The following is a 16,191-nucleotide window of genomic DNA, read 5'->3' as shown; positions in this document are numbered from 1 at the left end:
CCGGGGCCTCGGGCCCGCGCGGCCGCTACATCCGCGCGGGTACCCCCGTCAGCGCCGTGACGACCGGATCGAGCGCCTGGTGTATCTCGTCGCCGATGGAACGGAAGAAGGTCAGCGGGGCTCCGTACGGGTCATGGACCTCGTCCGCCTCCGCCGTGGGCGCCAGCAGCCAGCCGCGCAGCGCGGCGGCCGCGCGCACCAGCGCACGCGCGCGCATCACCACGCCGTCCTCCAGCGGTGGCAGCGTCGCCGGGTCTATCGCCTTCACCAGGCGGGTGAACTCCTTCAGGGTGAAGGTGCGCAGGCCCGCAGAGTGGCCCATGGAGATGACCTGGGCGCGATGGTCGCGGGTGGCCGTCAGGACCAGGTCGGCCATGATGACGTGCTCGTCGAGGAGTTCCCGGCCCATGAAGCCGGAGGCGTCCGCGCCGAAGTCGGCCAGCACGGTCTCGGCGTTCGCCTCCATCGGCGCGCCCTCGTGGCCCCAGGTGCCCGCGCTCTCGACTATCAGTCCGCCGCCGAGCATGCCCAGCCGCTGGGTGACGTAATGCCGGGTCAGCCGCTCGGTGATGGGTGAGCGGCACACGTTCCCGGTACTGACGTGAAGGATGCGGAAGGTGTCCCGGGGGAAGCCGAAGGTGGTCGTCTCCTCACCGATGCCGCCTATGCCACGCCCCGCGTCTGGGGGTGTCAATTGGCCACCTCAAGGTCGGGTACGACCTTGCGCAGCTCGTCCGGGGACAGCGCGCCCTCGCGCAGCAGGACCGGCACCGGGCCGGTGACGTCGACGATGGACGACGGCACGATGCCGGGGGTGGGGCCGCCGTCGAGGTAGACGGAGATGGAGTCGCCGAGCATCCGCTGCGCCGCGTCGCAGTCCTCCGGCGCCGGGTGGCCGGTCAGGTTGGCCGAGGACACGGCCATCGGGCCGACCTCGGTGAGCAGCTCGATGGCGACCGGGTGCAGCGGCATGCGCACCGCGACCGTGCCGCGGGTGTCGCCGAGGTCCCACTGCAGGGACGGCTGGTGCTTGGCGACGAGTGTGAGCGCGCCCGGCCAGAACGCGTCGACCAGTTCCCAGGCCATCTCGGAGAAGTCCGTGACGAGGCCGTGCAGGGTGTTCGGGGAGCCGATGAGGACGGGCGTGGGCATGTTGCGGCCCCGGCCCTTGGCGTCCAGCAGATCGCTCACGGCCTCCTTGGAGAAGGCGTCCGCGCCGATGCCGTACACCGTGTCGGTGGGCAGGACCACCAGCTCGCCACGGCGGACGGCGGACGCGGCCTCGCGCAGACCGGTCACGCGGTCGGTCGCGTCGTTGGTGTCGTATCGCCGAGCCATGTCTAGCGGTCCTCCTCGTGCACGTACTGCTGGACTGAAGTCTGGGGGCTGCTCACGGCATCGCCTTGCGGGCGGTGGCGAACCGCGGGCGGTTGTTGAGGTCGGGGTGGTCGGCCGCGTCGGCCCAGCCCCGCTCCTCGGTGAAGATCCAGGGCACTTGGCCGCCCTGGGTGTCCGCGTGCTCGATCACGACCACGCCGCCCGGCCGCAGCAGACGGTGCGCGGTGCGCTCGATGCCGCGGATCAGGTCGAGGCCGTCCTCGCCGGAGAACAGCGCCATCTGCGGGTCGTAGTCGCGGGCCTCGGGGGCGACGTACTCCCACTCGGTGAGGGGGATGTACGGCGGGTTGGAGATGACGAGGTCGACGTGGCCGTCGAGGTCGCGGAAGGCGTCCAGCGCGTTGCCCTGACGCAGGTCGACGCGGGAGCCCTCCATGTTCTTGCGGGTCCACACGAGGGCGTCCTCGCTGAGCTCCACGGCGTGCACGCTGGAGCGCGGCACCTCCTGGGCGAGGGCCAGCGCGATGGCGCCGGAGCCGGTGCACAGGTCGACGATGCAGGGCTCCACGACGTCCATGGCGCGCACGGCGTCTATGGCCCAGCCGACCACCGACTCGGTCTCCGGCCGCGGCACGAACACGCCCGGCCCGACCTGGAGTTCCAGGTAGCGGAAGAAGGCCCGCCCGGTGATGTGCTGGAGCGGCTCGCGCGCCTCGCGCCGGGCGACGACCTCCCAGTAGCGGGCGTCGAAGTCGGCGTCCTTCACGGAGTGGAGTTCGCCGCGCTTCACGCCGTGCACGAACGCGGCGAGCTCCTCCGCGTCGGTGCGCGGCGAGGGCACGCCGGCGTCGGCCAGCCGCTGAGTGGCCTGGGCCACCTCTGCGAGCAGCAGGTTCACGCTCGTCCTCCGTGAGTGGTTACTCGTACGTCCCGCTGTTTTACGCGGCTGCGAGCTTGGCGGCCGAGTCCGCGTCGACACAGGCCTGGATCACCGCGTCGAGTTCGCCGTCCAGGACCTGGTCGAGGTTGTACGCCTTGAAGCCGACGCGGTGGTCCGAGATGCGGTTCTCCGGGAAGTTGTACGTACGGATCTTCTCGGAGCGGTCGACGGTGCGGACCTGGCTGCGGCGGGCGTCGGCGGCCTCCCGCTCCGCCTCCTCCTGCGCCGCTGCGAGCAGCCTGGAGCGCAGGATACGCAGTGCCTGCTCCTTGTTCTGCAGCTGGCTCTTCTCGTTCTGGCAGGAGGCGACGACTCCGGTCGGCAGGTGCGTGATGCGCACGGCGGAGTCGGTGGTGTTGACGGACTGGCCGCCGGGGCCGGAGGACCGGTAGACGTCGATGCGCAGGTCGTTCGGGTTGATCTCGACGTCGACCTCCTCGGCCTCGGGCGTCACCAGCACACCCGCGGCGGAGGTGTGGATACGGCCCTGCGACTCGGTGGCCGGCACGCGCTGCACGCGGTGCACGCCGCCCTCGTACTTCAGCCGCGCCCACACGCCCTGGCCGGGCTCGGTGGCGCCCTGGCCGCCCTTGGTCTTCACGGCGACCTGGACGTCCTTGTAGCCGCCCAGCTCGGACTCGGTGGCGTCGATGATCTCGGTCTTCCAGCCGACGCGCTCGGCGTAGCGCAGGTACATGCGCAGCAGGTCGCCCGCGAACAGGGCCGACTCGTCGCCGCCCGCGCCCGCCTTGATCTCCAGGATGACGTCCTTGTCGTCGCTGGGGTCGCGCGGGACCAACAGGAGGCGGAGCTTCTCGGTGAACTGCTCGCGCTGTTCGGTGAGGTCCTTGACCTCGGCCGCGAAGTCGGGGTCGTCGGCGGCGAACTCACGCGCGGTGTCGATGTCGTCGCCGAGCTGCTTCCAGGAGCGGAACGTGGCGACGATGGGGGTGAGCTCGGCGTAGCGCTTGTTGAGCTTGCGCGCGTTGGCCTGGTCGGCGTGGACGGAGGGGTCCGCGAGCTTGGTCTCCAGGTCGGCGTGCTCGGTGACCAGTTCCTCGACGGCCTCGAACATCTTGGGGCTCCTGTTGGGGGTGTACGGGGGTGAAGTGCGGGGCGACCAAAAACGCCGGTCCCGGGCACACCCTGGCAGGGTGTGGCCGTGGACCGGCGCGTTGGGGCTCGCTACTTCTTGGAGCCGGCGGCCTTGCCGAAGCGGGCCTCGAAGCGGGCCACACGGCCACCGGTGTCGAGGATCTTCTGCTTGCCCGTGTAGAACGGGTGGCACTCGGAGCAGACCTCGGCCCGGACGGTGCCGGACTCGATGGTGCTGCGGGTGGTGAACGACGCGCCGCAGGTGCAGCTGACCTGCGTCTCGACGTACGCGGGGTGGATGTCGCGCTTCAAGGTGTCTCCTAGGTATCCGGGAGGGCGCCGGGTCGCCTGCCGCGGGGTGCGGGGGGCGTGAACCGGAGCCGACGTACCAGTCTGCCAGGACTGGCGCCATCTCCCAAAACCGGGTCGGGCTGTGATGTATTCCTTGCGGAACGTGGCCGTTGATGGCTACTCGACCACGGACTTCGCCTGGCCCGTGGCCGTACCCGTCGTCGCCGCCCTGGGGATCGGCCGGTCCGACTTCAGGGCCCTCCAGACCAGGTCCGCCTTCTTCTCGTCCGGCAGGACGCGGTTCAGGTCCACCGGGTCGTACTGGACCGGCATCGTGATCATGGTCATGTCGGCCGGGCCGATGCCCTTGAGGCCGCCCGCCCAGGACAGCAGGGAGTTGACCGAGCCGAGGTCGCTGTCGGTGGTGACGGCCTTGGTGGCGGTGTCGGCGAGGTCGTAGAGCCTCTTGGGGTTGCCGAGGACGCCGACGTCGTTGAGCTGGGCGACGAGGGCCTTGATGAAGGCCTGCTGGAGCTGGATGCGGCCGAGGTCGGAGCCGTCGCCGACGCCGTGCCGGGTGCGGACGAGGCCGAGGGCCTGTTCGCCGTCGAGCCGGTGGGTGCCGGCCTTGAGGTTCAGATGGCTGTCGGGGTCGTCGATGTCCTGGGTCGTGGTGACCTCGACGCCGCCGAGTTCGTCGACCAGCTTCTGGAAGCCGCTGAAGTCGACCTCCAGGTAGTGGTCCATGCGCAGGTCGGTGATCGACTCGACGGTCTTGACCGCGCAGGCGGCACCGCCGGTGGTGAACGCCGAGTTGAACATCACGCCCCGGGCCGCGTCATGGGTGACCCCGTCGGTGTCGGTGCACTCGGGGCGGTCGATGAGGGTGTCGCGCGGGACGGAGACGACACTGGCCTTCTTGTGGCCCTCGTAGATGTGGACGATCATCGCCGTGTCGGAGCGGGCGCTGCCCTCGTCGGCGCCGCCGCCCAGCTTCCGGTTGCCGCCGGAGCGCGAGTCGGAGCCGAGGACGAGGATGTTCTCGGAGCCGTTGTCGGCCTTGGTGGGCCGGTCGGTGCCGAGCGCCTGGTTGATGTCGACGCTGTCGAGGTTGCCGTTGAGCTTGAAGTACACATAGCCGGCCCCGGCTCCGCCGAGCACCACCACGCCCGCGGCGGTCCAGACGGCGATCTTCAGTCCGGTGTGCTTGCCCCGGGGCTTGCGGCGACGGCCCTTGGCGCTGCCGCGCGGTCCGGGGGCGCCTGGTATGCCGGGCCCCGGCGTGGATTCGGCTGACATGTGCTCCTCGGCTCTCGTCCGGTCGGGTACCCCTGGATCGGCGGACAGGCCAGGTCGCATCGACCCGCACCGAACCATCGTCGCTCTGTGGGGTCAGACGGGGAAACCCGGCACAAGGTTGCACGGCGCTCTGTGCGCGGCCTGTGCGGCCTGTGCGGCCCGGGCGGCCGAACGGGCGCGGAGCGTCACCGGACGGGGCGAGAGCCCCGCGATGACCAGCGGCTTCAGCCGAGCAGGTCGTACTGCTCGAAATCGGGAGCGGCCGCGACGCGTGTGTCGAAGATCTCCGCCGACGCCTTGCCGGTGCCCTTGTACAGGTAGAGCGTGCCGTCGGGGGCGCGGGCGAGCAGGTCGGCCCTGCTGTCGCCGTTGACGTCGCCGACGGCGTCGAGGACGTCGTAGTCCTTCCAGGTGCGCACCTTGACGGGCGCGGCGAACGCCTCGGGGCCGGCCCTGCCGGTGCCCTGGTGGAGATACACGCCGTGATCGGTGGCGTCGCGGGTGATCAGGTCGGGCCTGCCGTCGTCGGTGAAGTCGCCGTGGCCGAGGACGGAGTCGTACCCCTTCCAGCCGGAGCCGGCCTTGACGGGGGCGGCGAAGGTGCCGTCGCCGTGGCCGGGGTGGATCCACAGCACGCCGGCCGAGTCCACCGAGAGCAGGTCGGGCAGGTCGTCGCCGGTGACGTCGCCGGGGGCGACGATGTGCGCGCGCGAGGCCCAGTCGTCGGCGACCGGCTTGGTCTGCCAGGCCTTGTGGAACGGGTCGTAGTGCGCCCAGAAGACGTCGCCGTCGTCGCCGCGGCGCCACACCAGGTCCTGGAAGCCGTCCCGGTTCAGGTCCGTCTGCACGACCAGGTCCGCGGCCTCCCAGTCGCCCGTCTCGTCGCGCGGGTCGAACGAGCTGCCCTTGGAGGTCTTGAAGTAGCCCACCTGGTCGTCGGTGCCGCGGGAGAACACATCGGCCCGGTGGTCGCGGCTGAAGTTGGTGTCGTCCACCCGCGCGGCGACCGTGCCGAGGTGGCTGCGCAGCTCGGTGAACTCACCGGCGCACTCCTCCCGGCTCCCCGACACGACGCCGACGACGCGGCCGCCGACGACGAGCGGGCCGCCGGTGTCGCCGGTGCACCGGGCCGCCTCGGCACCCGCCGCGCACATCCCTGCCGTGGCGCATTCGGACCGCGTCGTCAGCGTGGCACCGCGCAGGGTCGGCGAGGCGTGCCCGCCGGCGCCGGCGCTACGGCCCCAGCCGTAGACCTCGGCGGCGGTGCCGGGGGAGTACGCCGCGCTGTCGGTGGACGTGGTCATCCGGATCGGCCGCGCCTTCACCGGGGCGTCCAGGGTGATGACAGCGATGTCGTCGGTGTGGCTGCCGGGGCTGTACGCCGGGTCGTAGTACTGCCGCAGCGGCAGCGCGACGGTTCCGCCGTGCAGGTCGGCCGTGCCGGAGCCGGGCGTGGGGAGCCGGTCGGTGCCGGTGACGACGGCGCCGTACGCGTACCAGTTGTAGCCCTTGACGCACTGCGCGGCCGTGAGGATCTTGGTCGGCGCGACGACGGCCCCGGCGCAGAAGAGGTTCACGTCGTCGGAGGGCGCCTCGGTGCCCCGGTCGTCGTGGTACCAGAGTTGGGCCATCCAGGGGGCCGAGGCGGACGACACGGGGGTCCCGGCGGCCCGCGCGGGCTCGGTGGTGGCGCTCTGTCCGGGCTCGCCGGGGACGTCCCCGACGACCGCGCCCGCCACCCGCCGCTCCAGTTCGCCCGAGCCCAGCGTGCTCAGCCCGGGCGGCGCCCATGTCGGCTCGGGCAGCACCGGCGCGGCTCCCGCCGCCTGCGTCAGCACGACGGCGGCGACGGCCGCGGCGACACCGGCGGCGGCAAGGGACAGGGCGATCCGCATCCGGTGTTTACGGCTACGCCCCTGGGGTGTGGACACAACCACGCGAGTCCCCCCTGGGGGTGGAAATCGAAGGCGATACAAGGCAGGCGATCCTACACGCTACCGACACAACCCGAAGGGCCGCCCAGTTTCACAGGACGGCCCTCCGGGTGCGCGCCCCCCGGGGGGCGCGGCGCTGAATCAATATGCGGCTCCGCCACGTGGGCGTGATCAACCGCGGACGACCCGCGGCCGACGGACCGCAGTCAGCTCAACGGCGCTCAGTCACCGTTGCCGGGCGTCGGCGTCGTCTTCTGGATCTGCATCAGGAACTCGATGTTCGACTTCGTCTGCTTCATCTTGTCGAGCAGCAGCTCGATCGCCTGCTGCTGGTCGAGCGCGTGCAGCACCCGCCGCAGCTTCCAGACGACCGCGAGCTCCTCGTTGCCGAGCAGGATCTCTTCCTTACGGGTACCGGACGCGTCCACGTCGACCGCGGGGAAGATGCGCTTGTCGGCGAGCTTCCGGTCGAGCTTGAGCTCCATGTTGCCCGTGCCCTTGAACTCCTCGAAGATCACCTCGTCCATGCGGGACCCGGTGTCCACCAGGGCGGTGGCGAGGATGGTCAGCGAGCCGCCGTCCTCGATGTTGCGGGCCGCACCGAAGAAGCGCTTCGGCGGGTACAGGGCGGTCGAGTCGACACCACCGGACAGGATGCGGCCGGAGGCCGGGGCCGCCAGGTTGTACGCACGGCCCAGTCGGGTGATCGAGTCGAGCAGCACGACGACGTCGTGGCCCAGCTCCACCAGACGCTTGGCGCGCTCGATGGCGAGCTCGGCGACCGTGGTGTGGTCCTCGGCCGGACGGTCGAAGGTCGAGGAGATGACCTCGCCCTTGACCGACCGCTGCATGTCGGTGACCTCTTCCGGACGCTCGTCGACCAGGACGACCATCAAGTGGCACTCGGGGTTGTTGTGGGTGATCGCGTTGGCGATCGCCTGCATGATCATGGTCTTGCCGGTCTTCGGCGGGGCCACGATCAGACCGCGCTGACCCTTACCGATCGGCGACACCATGTCGATGATGCGGGTGGTGAGCACGCCCGGGTCCGTCTCCAGGCGGAGGCGGTCCTGCGGGTAGAGCGGGGTCAGCTTGTTGAACTCCGGGCGGCCGCGGCCGTGTTCGGGCGCCATGCCGTTGACGGAGTCCAGGCGGACCAGCGCGTTGAACTTCTCGCGGCGCTCGCCCTCCTTGGGCTGACGGACCGCGCCGGTGACGTGGTCACCCTTGCGCAGGCCGTTCTTGCGGACCTGGGCCAGGGAGACGTACACGTCGTTCGGGCCCGGCAGGTAGCCCGAGGTACGGATGAACGCGTAGTTGTCGAGGATGTCCAGGATGCCCGCGACCGGGATCAGGACGTCGTCGTCGGCGACCTGCGGCTCGCTGCCCATCTCGTCGCGGCCGCGACGGCCACGGCGGTCGCGGTAGCGGCCGCGACGGCCACGCCGTCCGCCGTCGAAGTCGTCGTCGTCCTGCGGGCCGGTGTTGCGGTCCTGACGGCCGCCGCTCTGCTGCTGACCCTGCTGCTGGCCGCGCTGCGGGCCGCCCTGGCCCTGCTGGTCGTCGCCCTTGCCGCGGCGGTCGCGGTCACGGCCGCGCTCACGGCGGTCGCGGCGGCGGCCGTCGCCACCGTCGGCGTCGCCCTTGGCGTCGCCCTTGGCGTCGCCCGGCGCGGCGGGCGCCTCGGTCTTGGCCTCGGCCTTGGCCTCGGCGGTGACGGTCTCGGGGCTGCCGGCCTCGGCGGTGGCCCGACGACGGCGGCGCTCGGTGGGCGCGTCGTCTCCGCCACGCTCGGCGTCGCCCGCGCGGGCGGTGCCGCCGGCGGGCTGGCCGGGGATCTCGATCTGCTGCTGGGCCACGGCCTTCTCGGCCGCGGCCTCGGCCTTGGCGTCCGCCTTCTTCTCGGCGGCGTCGTCGCCCGTACGGGTGCGGGACGTGGCGCGGCGCTTGGGCTTGGTCTCGGCCGGCGCGTCGCTCTTGGCGGCCGGGGCACTGCCTCCGGCGGCCTGCGCCTCCTTGATGACCTCGATCAGCTGGCTCTTGCGCATCCGCGCGGTGCCCCTGATGCCCAGGCCGGAGGCGACCTGCTGGAGCTCGGCCAGCACCATGCCCTCAAGGCCCGTACCGCGGCGCCGCCGGGAGCCGGCACCGGTGGCAGGCGCGGAGGCGTCCGTGGCGGGCGCGGCAGCGGTCTCCTCGACACGTGCGCCCATCAGATCGGTGGTGTCGCTCACGAAGGGTCCTTCCCTGGAGCGGACGTCGGCCTGTCTGGCTCGGCGACCGGTTGTGCTGTCCGGCTGCGGTCCTTGCTGTGTGGACCGTGCCGGGGCGGTAATCCGCCGGAAGGGCGGACGAGATATCTGGTGATGGCGCTCCCCCGAGCCGTGGCATCCAGTGTCACGTGGCGTGGTTGCACCGATTCCGGAGCTCCCCCAGAGGGGGTACGCCCACCGTCGGACCGCTCAGTGTCCGCATACGGCGTACTGCCCGCGTATGACGTACGGAACACAGTGCGGCTTGGGGGGCTCCCGGAAGAATGTCTGTCCCGGACGGGGACACGAGGCACCTCGCCATGGTGGGGTCGGGTGCAGACTTGAGATTAACACTACCGGATCCAACAAACATTCCCCCTCTCCAAATCCGGCAATCGCGTGCCCTACTCCCCGCCGGCCGAGGCGAGCGGCAGCACGCCGGCGCCCTGAAGGTCCAGGCCCAGGCGGTTCGCGGCCCATTCGGGACCTGCCAGCGCCTCGACCTTGTCGGCCGTCGCCGCGTCGGCCAGGGCCATCACGGTGGGTCCGGCGCCGGAGATGACGGCGGGCACACCGTCGGCCCGCAGCCGCTCCACCAGCGCGGCGCTCTCCGGCATGGCGGGCGCGCGGTACTCCTGGTGGAGACGGTCCTCGGTGGCCGGCAGCAGCAGTTCGGGGCGCCGGGTGAGTGCCTCGACGAGCAGGGCGGCGCGGCCCGCGTTGGCGGCGGCGTCGACGTGCGGGACGGTGCGCGGCAGCAGGCCGCGGGCGGTTTCCGTGAGCACCGGCTTACCGGGCACGAAAACCACCGGAACGATGGAATCGGCGGGCTCCAGCCTGATGGCACGGGCCGCGCCGGCCTCCATCCAGGCGATGGTGAAGCCGCCGATCAGACATGGCGCCACATTGTCGGGGTGGCCCTCGATCTCGGTGGCGAGCTCCAGCAGCGCGGCGTCGTCGAGCTTGGACTCGCCGCCTATGGTCACGGCGCGGGCGGCCACGATGCCCGCGCAGATGGCGGCGGAGGAGGAGCCGAGGCCGCGGCCGTGCGGGATGCGGTTGGCGCAGACGATCTCCAGACCGCGCGGCTGTCCGCCGAGCACGTCGAAGGCCGTGCGCATGGACCGTACGAGGAGGTGCTTCTCGTCGCGGGGGAGCGTTTCGCCGCCCTCGCCCGCGATGTCGATGTGCAGCCCGGAGTCGGCCACCCGGACGACGACGTCGTCGTAGAGCCCCAGCGAGAGTCCGAGGGCGTCGAAACCCGGGCCGAGGTTGGCGCTGGTGGCGGGGACGCGCACCCGGACGGGGGCGGCGCGGAAGGCGGGACCGGCCATCTCGCGATGACTCTCCTTGAGCTGCGTGACTGTCGAATTGAGCTGCGTGACGGTCGAAGACATTCGATGACGTACCGACGGAACCCCACGGGCTGCGGCTGAGGCGCGGCGCCGCACGCCACGCACAGGCATATGCGGCAGGCGGGTTCGCTACAGCCTATCGAAGGAAGGTTCTGTGGCGACATAGGGCGCACAGGAGGCGCACGATGCGTGTCGCAAGCCCCCTGTGCACCCCTTATGGGGAATACCCCGTGCGGTGTGCGGAGATCAGGCCAGACCGAGGCGCTCGGCCGCGGTGGACGCGTCGACCGGGACGGTGACCGGCTGCGGGGCGCCCGCGACGGCCCAGTCGGGGTCCTTCAGGCCGTTGCCGGTGACCGTGCAGACGATGCGCTGGCCCGGGTCGACCAGACCCTGCTCGGCCGCCTTCAGCAGACCGGCGACGGAGGCGGCGGAGGCGGGCTCGACGAAGACGCCCTCCTGCGCGGCCAACAGCCGGTAGGCGCGCAGGATCTCACGGTCCGTCACCTCGTCGATGAGGCCGCCCGACTCGTCCCGCGCGGCCAGCGCGTAGCTCCACGAGGCCGGGTTGCCGATGCGGATGGCGGTGGCGATGGTCGACGGGTCCTTGACCACCTCGCCGCGCACGATCGGGGCACTGCCGGAGGCCTGGAAGCCCCACATGCGGGGGGTCCCGGCGGCGATGCCGTCGCGGGCGTACTCCGTGTACCCCTTCCAGTACGCGGTGATGTTGCCCGCGTTGCCGACCGGCAGGACGTGGATGTCGGGCGCGTCGCCCAGCATGTCCACGATCTCGAAGGCGGCGGTCTTCTGGCCCTCGATACGCACCGGGTTGACCGAATTCACCAGCGCCACGGGGTAGTTCTCGCTGAGCTCGCGGGCGAGGGTGAGACAGTCGTCGAAGTTGCCGTCGACCTGGAGGATCTTCGCGCCGTGGACCAGCGCCTGGCCCATCTTGCCGAGCGCGATCTTGCCCTGCGGGACGAGAACGGCCGAGACCATGCCGGCGCGCACCGCGTACGCGGCGGCGCTCGCCGAGGTGTTTCCGGTGGACGCGCAGATGACCGCCTTCGCGCCCTCCTCCTTGGCCCTGGAGATGGCCATGGTCATACCGCGGTCCTTGAAGGAGCCGGTCGGGTTGGCGCCCTCCACCTTGAGGTGGACCTCGCAGCCCGTGCGCTCGGAGAGCACCTGCGCGGGGACGAGAGGCGTGCCGCCCTCACGGAGCGTCACGACCGGCGTGGTGTCGGACACCGGCAGCCTGTCCCGGTACTCCTCGATGATGCCGCGCCACTGGTGGGTCATTGCTGGTTACTCTCCTTCAACCCGCATGATGCTGGCGACACCGCGCACGGTGTCGAGCTTGCGCAGCGCCGCGACGGTCCCGGTGAGGGCGGCGTCGGACGCGCGGTGGGTGACGACGACGAGGGAGGCCTCGCCGACGCCGTCTTGCCGTCCCTGCTGGCGCACCGTGTCGATCGACACGCCGTGTTCGGCGAACACGGTCGCGACCTGCGCGAGGACGCCCGGTTTGTCGGCGACGTCCAAGCTGATGTGGTAGCGCGTGACGACCTCACCCATGGGCGACACGGGCAGGGCGGCGTAGGCCGACTCGCCGGGCCCCGTCGCCCCGCTGAGCCGGTTGCGGCACACGGCGACGAGGTCGCCGAGCACGGCGGAGGCGGTGGGCGAGCCGCCCGCGCCGGGGCCGTAGAACATGAGCTGGCCGGAGGCGTCGGACTCGACGAACACGGCGTTGTAGGCGCCGCGCACCGAGGCGAGCGGGTGGGTCAGCGGAATCATCGCGGGGTGCACGCGCGCGGTGACGGACCGGCCGTCCGCGGCCCGCTCGCAGATGGCCAGCAGCTTGATGGTGCAGCCCATCGCCCTGGCGGAGGCGAAGTCGGCCGCGGTGACCTCGGTCATGCCCTCGCGGTAGACGTCGTCGAGACGCACGCGCGTGTGGAAGGCGATACCGGCCAGGATGGCGGCCTTGGCGGCGGCGTCGAAGCCCTCCACGTCGGCGGTCGGGTCGGCCTCCGCGTAACCGAGGGCGGTGGCCTCGTCGAGGGCTTCCTGGTAGCCGGCGCCCGTGGAGTCCATCTTGTCGAGGATGAAGTTGGTGGTGCCGTTGACGATGCCCAGCACCCGGTTGACCTTGTCGCCGGCGAGGGACTCGCGCAGCGGCCGGATCAGCGGGATGGCACCGGCGACGGCGGCCTCGTAGTAGAGGTCCTTGCCGTGCTCCTCGGCCGCGGCGTGCAGGGCGGCGCCGTCCTGGGCGAGCAGCGCCTTGTTGGCGGAGACGACGGACGCGCCGTGCTCGAAGGCGGTGGTGATCAGGGTGCGGGCGGGCTCGATGCCGCCGATGACCTCGACGGCCACGTCGATGTCGCCGCGTTTGACGAGCGCGGTGGCGTCGGTGGTGATCAGCTCCCGCGGGATGCCCTCACGGACCCTGTCGGGGCGCCGTACCGCCACGCCCGCGAGTTCGACGGGTGCCCCGATGCGGGCGGCGAGGTCGGCGGCGTGCGTCGTCATGATGCGCGCCACCTCTGAGCCGACCACTCCACAGCCCAGCAGCGCCACCTTCAGCGGACGCGTACGCATCATCCGACCTCGTTTCCTCATACCGTTCAGGTTGGTCCAGTCTCACTCACCGGACCGGACTTTCTGCCCCTGGTCCGGATCGTGAGACATCTATTTCATTTGCGGGAGGGTGGAAGACAGGAGATCTTCCACCGCCGTCCTTGTCGGCCCCATGAGTCTCGCGGGCGCCTCACCCCACGTCGAGCCGCAGCAGGTCCTCCTCGGTCTCGCGCCGCACGATGACCCGCGCCTCGCCGTCCTTGACCGCGACGACCGGCGGCTTGAGCAGGTGGTTGTAGTTGCTGGCCATCGACCGGCAGTACGCGCCCGTCGCGGGGACGGCGATCAGGTCACCGGGTGCCAGGTCGGCCGGCAGGAACGCGTCGCGCACGACGATGTCACCGCTCTCGCAGTGCTTGCCGACGACCCGGGAGAGCATGGGCTCGGCGTCGGAGGTCCGGGACACGAGGGTCACGGTGTACTCGGCGTCGTACAGCGCCGTGCGGATGTTGTCGGACATGCCGCCGTCGACGGAGACATAGGTGCGCAGCCCGTCGAGCGGCTTGACCGTGCCGACCTCGTAGAGGGTGAACGCGGTGGGCCCGACGATGGCGCGGCCCGGCTCCACGGAGATCCGCGGTGTGCGCAGCCTGGCCGCCTCGCACTCGCGGGTGACGATGTCGGTCAGCGTCTTGGCGATCTCGTGCGGCTCGCGCGGGTCGTCGTCGCTGGTGTACGCGATGCCGAGGCCGCCGCCGAGGTCGATCTCGGGCAGCTCGACGCCGTGCTCGTCGCGGATGTCCTTCAGCAGCCCGACCACGCGGTGCGCGGCGACCTCGAAGCCCGACAGGTCGAAGATCTGCGACCCGATGTGCGAGTGGATGCCGATCAGCTCCAGCCCGTCGAGCGTGAGCGCCCGGCGCACCGCCTCGGCGGCCTGGCCCCCGGCGAGCGGGATGCCGAACTTCTGGTCCTCGTGCGCGGTGGCGATGAACTCGTGCGTGTGGGCCTCGACACCGACGGTGATACGGATCTGCACCCGCTGCCGCTTGCCCAGTTCCTGCGCGATGTGCGCGACCCGCACGATCTCCTGGAAGGAGTCGAGCACGATCCGTCCGACCCCGGCCTCGATGGCGCGGCGGATCTCGGCGGGCGACTTGTTGTTGCCGTGGAAGGCGATGCGGTCCGCGGGCATTCCGGCCGACAGCGCGGTGGCCAGCTCGCCGCCGGAGCAGACGTCCAGGTTGAGCCCCTCCTCGTGCAGCCAGCGCACGACCGCCCGGGACAGGAACGCCTTGCCCGCGTAGAAGACGTCGGCGTCCGGCCCGAAGGCGGAGCGCCAGGCACGCGCACGGGCGCGAAAGTCGGTCTCGTCGAGGATGTAGGCGGGGGTGCCGAACTCCTCGGCGAGCGCCTTGACGTCGATACCGCCGACGGAGACGACGCCGTCCTCGGTCCGGCTGACGGTCTGCGCCCACACCTTGGCGTCGAGGGCGTTGAGGTCGGTCGGCGGGCCGCTGTAGTGGCCCTCGGGAAGGACGTCTGCGTGACGGGGCCCGGCGGGGTGGGCGGAACGGCTCATCGTTGGCTGTCTCTTTCAGAGGTGTTCGGGTGCGTCGATGCCGAGCAGGGACAGGCCACCGGCCAGCACCGTCCCGGCGGCTTCGGCGAGGGCGAGCCGGGCACGGTGGGCGGCCGAGGGTTTCTCCTCACCGCGGGGCAGCACGCCGGGCAGCAGGACGAGAACGGCATCGGCGACGGTGACGAGATGCCGGGCGAGCCGGTCCGGCGCGCGGTGGGCGGCGGAGGCGGCGAGGATGCGGGGGTGGTCGGCGAGGAGCGCGTCGAGCCGGCCGCAGTCCTTGTTCTCCAGGGGGCCGGGCTCGGCGCCGAAACCGAGATCGGCGGCGTTGCGGCTGAGCGCCCTGGTGCGGGCGTGGGCGTACCGGACGCGGAACAGCGGGTTGCTCTCGCCCTGCACCAGAAGGTCGGCACTGATCCGGGGCCGGTCGTGCGGGGCGGGATGCAGCAGCGCCCAGCGGGCGGCGTCGGGCCCGAGCGCGGAGGGGTCCTCGGGCGCGGGAACGGGGCGCAGATCGACGACGGGGTGGTCGGGGCGGGCCGCGTCACGGCCGTTCCGGCTGTGCTCGCCGTGGCTGATCTCGACCCGGCCGCCCTGCGAGGCGACGATCCGGGCGACGGGCTGGTCGGCGCGGGCCGCGTCACGGCCGTTCCGGCTGCGCTCGCCGTGGCTGATCTCGACCCGGCCGCCTTGCGAGGCGACGATCCGGGCGACGGCGTCGGCGACGACCTCGGCCCGTACCTCGTACGGCACCCTCAGCGTGAGGACCTGTCCGGCGAGGGCGTCGCAGTGCCCGTACCGGAGGCCCTCGCGCAGGATCTTCCGTACGAGCTCGGCGTCGGCCCGCGCGTCGAGGCTGATGTTGAGGAACCCGGGCCCGGTGATGACGACGTCGGTGACGCCCTCGGCCTGCCGGAGATGGGGCAGCAGCACCTGGGCGACCTGCAGCGGCGGCCGCCCCGCCGACCGGGCGAGCTGCAACGCCACGTTGGTGGCGTAGTCCCCGCATCCCCCCGCGCCCGGCGGCCCCACGACCACCCGCTCGGGCACGGCGACGCGGAGCTCACCCGTGTCCACCGCACGGCGAACCGCGTGCAGGACGGTGTGAGAGAGCTCGACGGGGGTCACGGGACAAGCGTATGGGAGGAGGGGGGTGGGTATGCGAACCGGTTTGAGCGATGGTCCGGGATGTGGACGTGAGGGTGGACACGGTGGGCTCTCGCCTCGGCGCCGCCGTGGGCATGGCACGGGGGCGTCGGCTGCCGCCGCGGGCCTTCGGCGGCGTGAGCCGGTGGTCGCCCCGCCTGGCTCGTCGACACCGTCGAGCCCGCAGGCACGGCACGGAAGCGCCGACTGCCGCCGCGGACCCACTACGCCATCAGCCCTCGCAACTACCGAGGGCACTGCCGAACGCGGCGGCCGCCCCGCCTGGCTCGTCGACACCGTCGAGCCCGCAGGCACGGCACGGAAGCGCCGACTGCCGCCGCGGACCCACTACGCCATCAGCCCTCGCAAC

Annotated in this window: 13 protein-coding genes; all 13 read right to left on the bottom strand. The window is 71.7% G+C overall.

Features of this window, described 5'->3' with window-relative positions; all coding sequences use genetic code 11:
* Nucleotides 1–25 precede the first annotated feature (25 nt).
* Nucleotides 26–694, bottom strand: a complete 669-nt coding sequence (locus tag ABZZ79_RS05045; RefSeq protein WP_356686564.1) for a protein-tyrosine-phosphatase — start codon at nucleotides 692–694, stop codon at nucleotides 26–28.
* Nucleotides 691–1,338, bottom strand: coding sequence for an L-threonylcarbamoyladenylate synthase (locus ABZZ79_RS05040; protein ID WP_356686562.1), 648 nt, complete (start codon nucleotides 1,336–1,338; stop codon nucleotides 691–693). The genes ABZZ79_RS05045 and ABZZ79_RS05040 overlap by 4 nt, the downstream gene beginning before the upstream one ends.
* A gap of 52 nt (nucleotides 1,339–1,390) precedes the next feature.
* Complete coding sequence (gene prmC, locus ABZZ79_RS05035) at nucleotides 1,391–2,236, bottom strand: peptide chain release factor N(5)-glutamine methyltransferase (protein ID WP_356686560.1); 846 nt, start codon at nucleotides 2,234–2,236, stop codon at nucleotides 1,391–1,393.
* Nucleotides 2,237–2,276: 40 nt separating this feature from the next.
* The gene (gene prfA, locus ABZZ79_RS05030) at nucleotides 2,277–3,353 is read right to left on the bottom strand and encodes a peptide chain release factor 1 (RefSeq protein ID WP_356686558.1); all 1,077 of its coding nucleotides are present in this window, start codon (nucleotides 3,351–3,353) and stop codon (nucleotides 2,277–2,279) included.
* Between the two features lie 110 nt (nucleotides 3,354–3,463).
* A complete protein-coding gene (gene rpmE / locus ABZZ79_RS05025; RefSeq protein WP_007499053.1) occupies nucleotides 3,464–3,685 on the bottom strand; it encodes a 50S ribosomal protein L31 in 222 nt (73 codons plus the stop codon).
* 156 nt (nucleotides 3,686–3,841) lie between these two features.
* A complete protein-coding gene (locus tag ABZZ79_RS05020) occupies nucleotides 3,842–4,963 on the bottom strand; it encodes an LCP family protein (protein WP_356686555.1) in 1,122 nt (373 codons plus the stop codon).
* Nucleotides 4,964–5,187: 224 nt separating this feature from the next.
* Complete coding sequence (locus ABZZ79_RS05015) at nucleotides 5,188–6,858, bottom strand: trypsin-like serine protease (protein ID WP_356686553.1); 1,671 nt, start codon at nucleotides 6,856–6,858, stop codon at nucleotides 5,188–5,190.
* Nucleotides 6,859–7,118: 260 nt separating this feature from the next.
* A complete protein-coding gene (gene rho, locus ABZZ79_RS05010) occupies nucleotides 7,119–9,131 on the bottom strand; it encodes a transcription termination factor Rho (protein ID WP_356686551.1) in 2,013 nt (670 codons plus the stop codon).
* Between the two features lie 422 nt (nucleotides 9,132–9,553).
* Nucleotides 9,554–10,483: a homoserine kinase gene (thrB, locus tag ABZZ79_RS05005; protein ID WP_356686549.1), complete on the bottom strand. Its 930-nt coding sequence runs from the start codon at nucleotides 10,481–10,483 to the stop codon at nucleotides 9,554–9,556.
* Between the two features lie 267 nt (nucleotides 10,484–10,750).
* Nucleotides 10,751–11,809: a threonine synthase gene (gene thrC / locus ABZZ79_RS05000; protein WP_356686546.1), complete on the bottom strand. Its 1,059-nt coding sequence runs from the start codon at nucleotides 11,807–11,809 to the stop codon at nucleotides 10,751–10,753.
* A 6-nt stretch (nucleotides 11,810–11,815) separates the two neighbouring features.
* Nucleotides 11,816–13,117 (bottom strand): homoserine dehydrogenase, encoded by a 1,302-nt coding sequence (locus tag ABZZ79_RS04995; protein WP_356686544.1) that lies wholly within the window; start codon nucleotides 13,115–13,117, stop codon nucleotides 11,816–11,818.
* Between the two features lie 166 nt (nucleotides 13,118–13,283).
* Complete coding sequence (lysA, locus tag ABZZ79_RS04990; protein WP_356686542.1) at nucleotides 13,284–14,675, bottom strand: diaminopimelate decarboxylase; 1,392 nt, start codon at nucleotides 14,673–14,675, stop codon at nucleotides 13,284–13,286.
* 15 nt (nucleotides 14,676–14,690) lie between these two features.
* Nucleotides 14,691–15,803, bottom strand: coding sequence for an ArgS-related anticodon-binding protein NrtL (gene nrtL, locus ABZZ79_RS04985; protein ID WP_356686540.1), 1,113 nt, complete (start codon nucleotides 15,801–15,803; stop codon nucleotides 14,691–14,693).
* Nucleotides 15,804–16,191: the final 388 nt, after the last annotated feature.

This window comes from Streptomyces sp. NPDC006458 (assembly GCF_040612135.1).
Lineage (GTDB): Bacteria > Actinomycetota > Actinomycetes > Streptomycetales > Streptomycetaceae > Streptomyces.
Note: the sequence above shows the minus strand (reverse complement) of the source record. Positions and strands in the feature narration are given on the sequence as shown.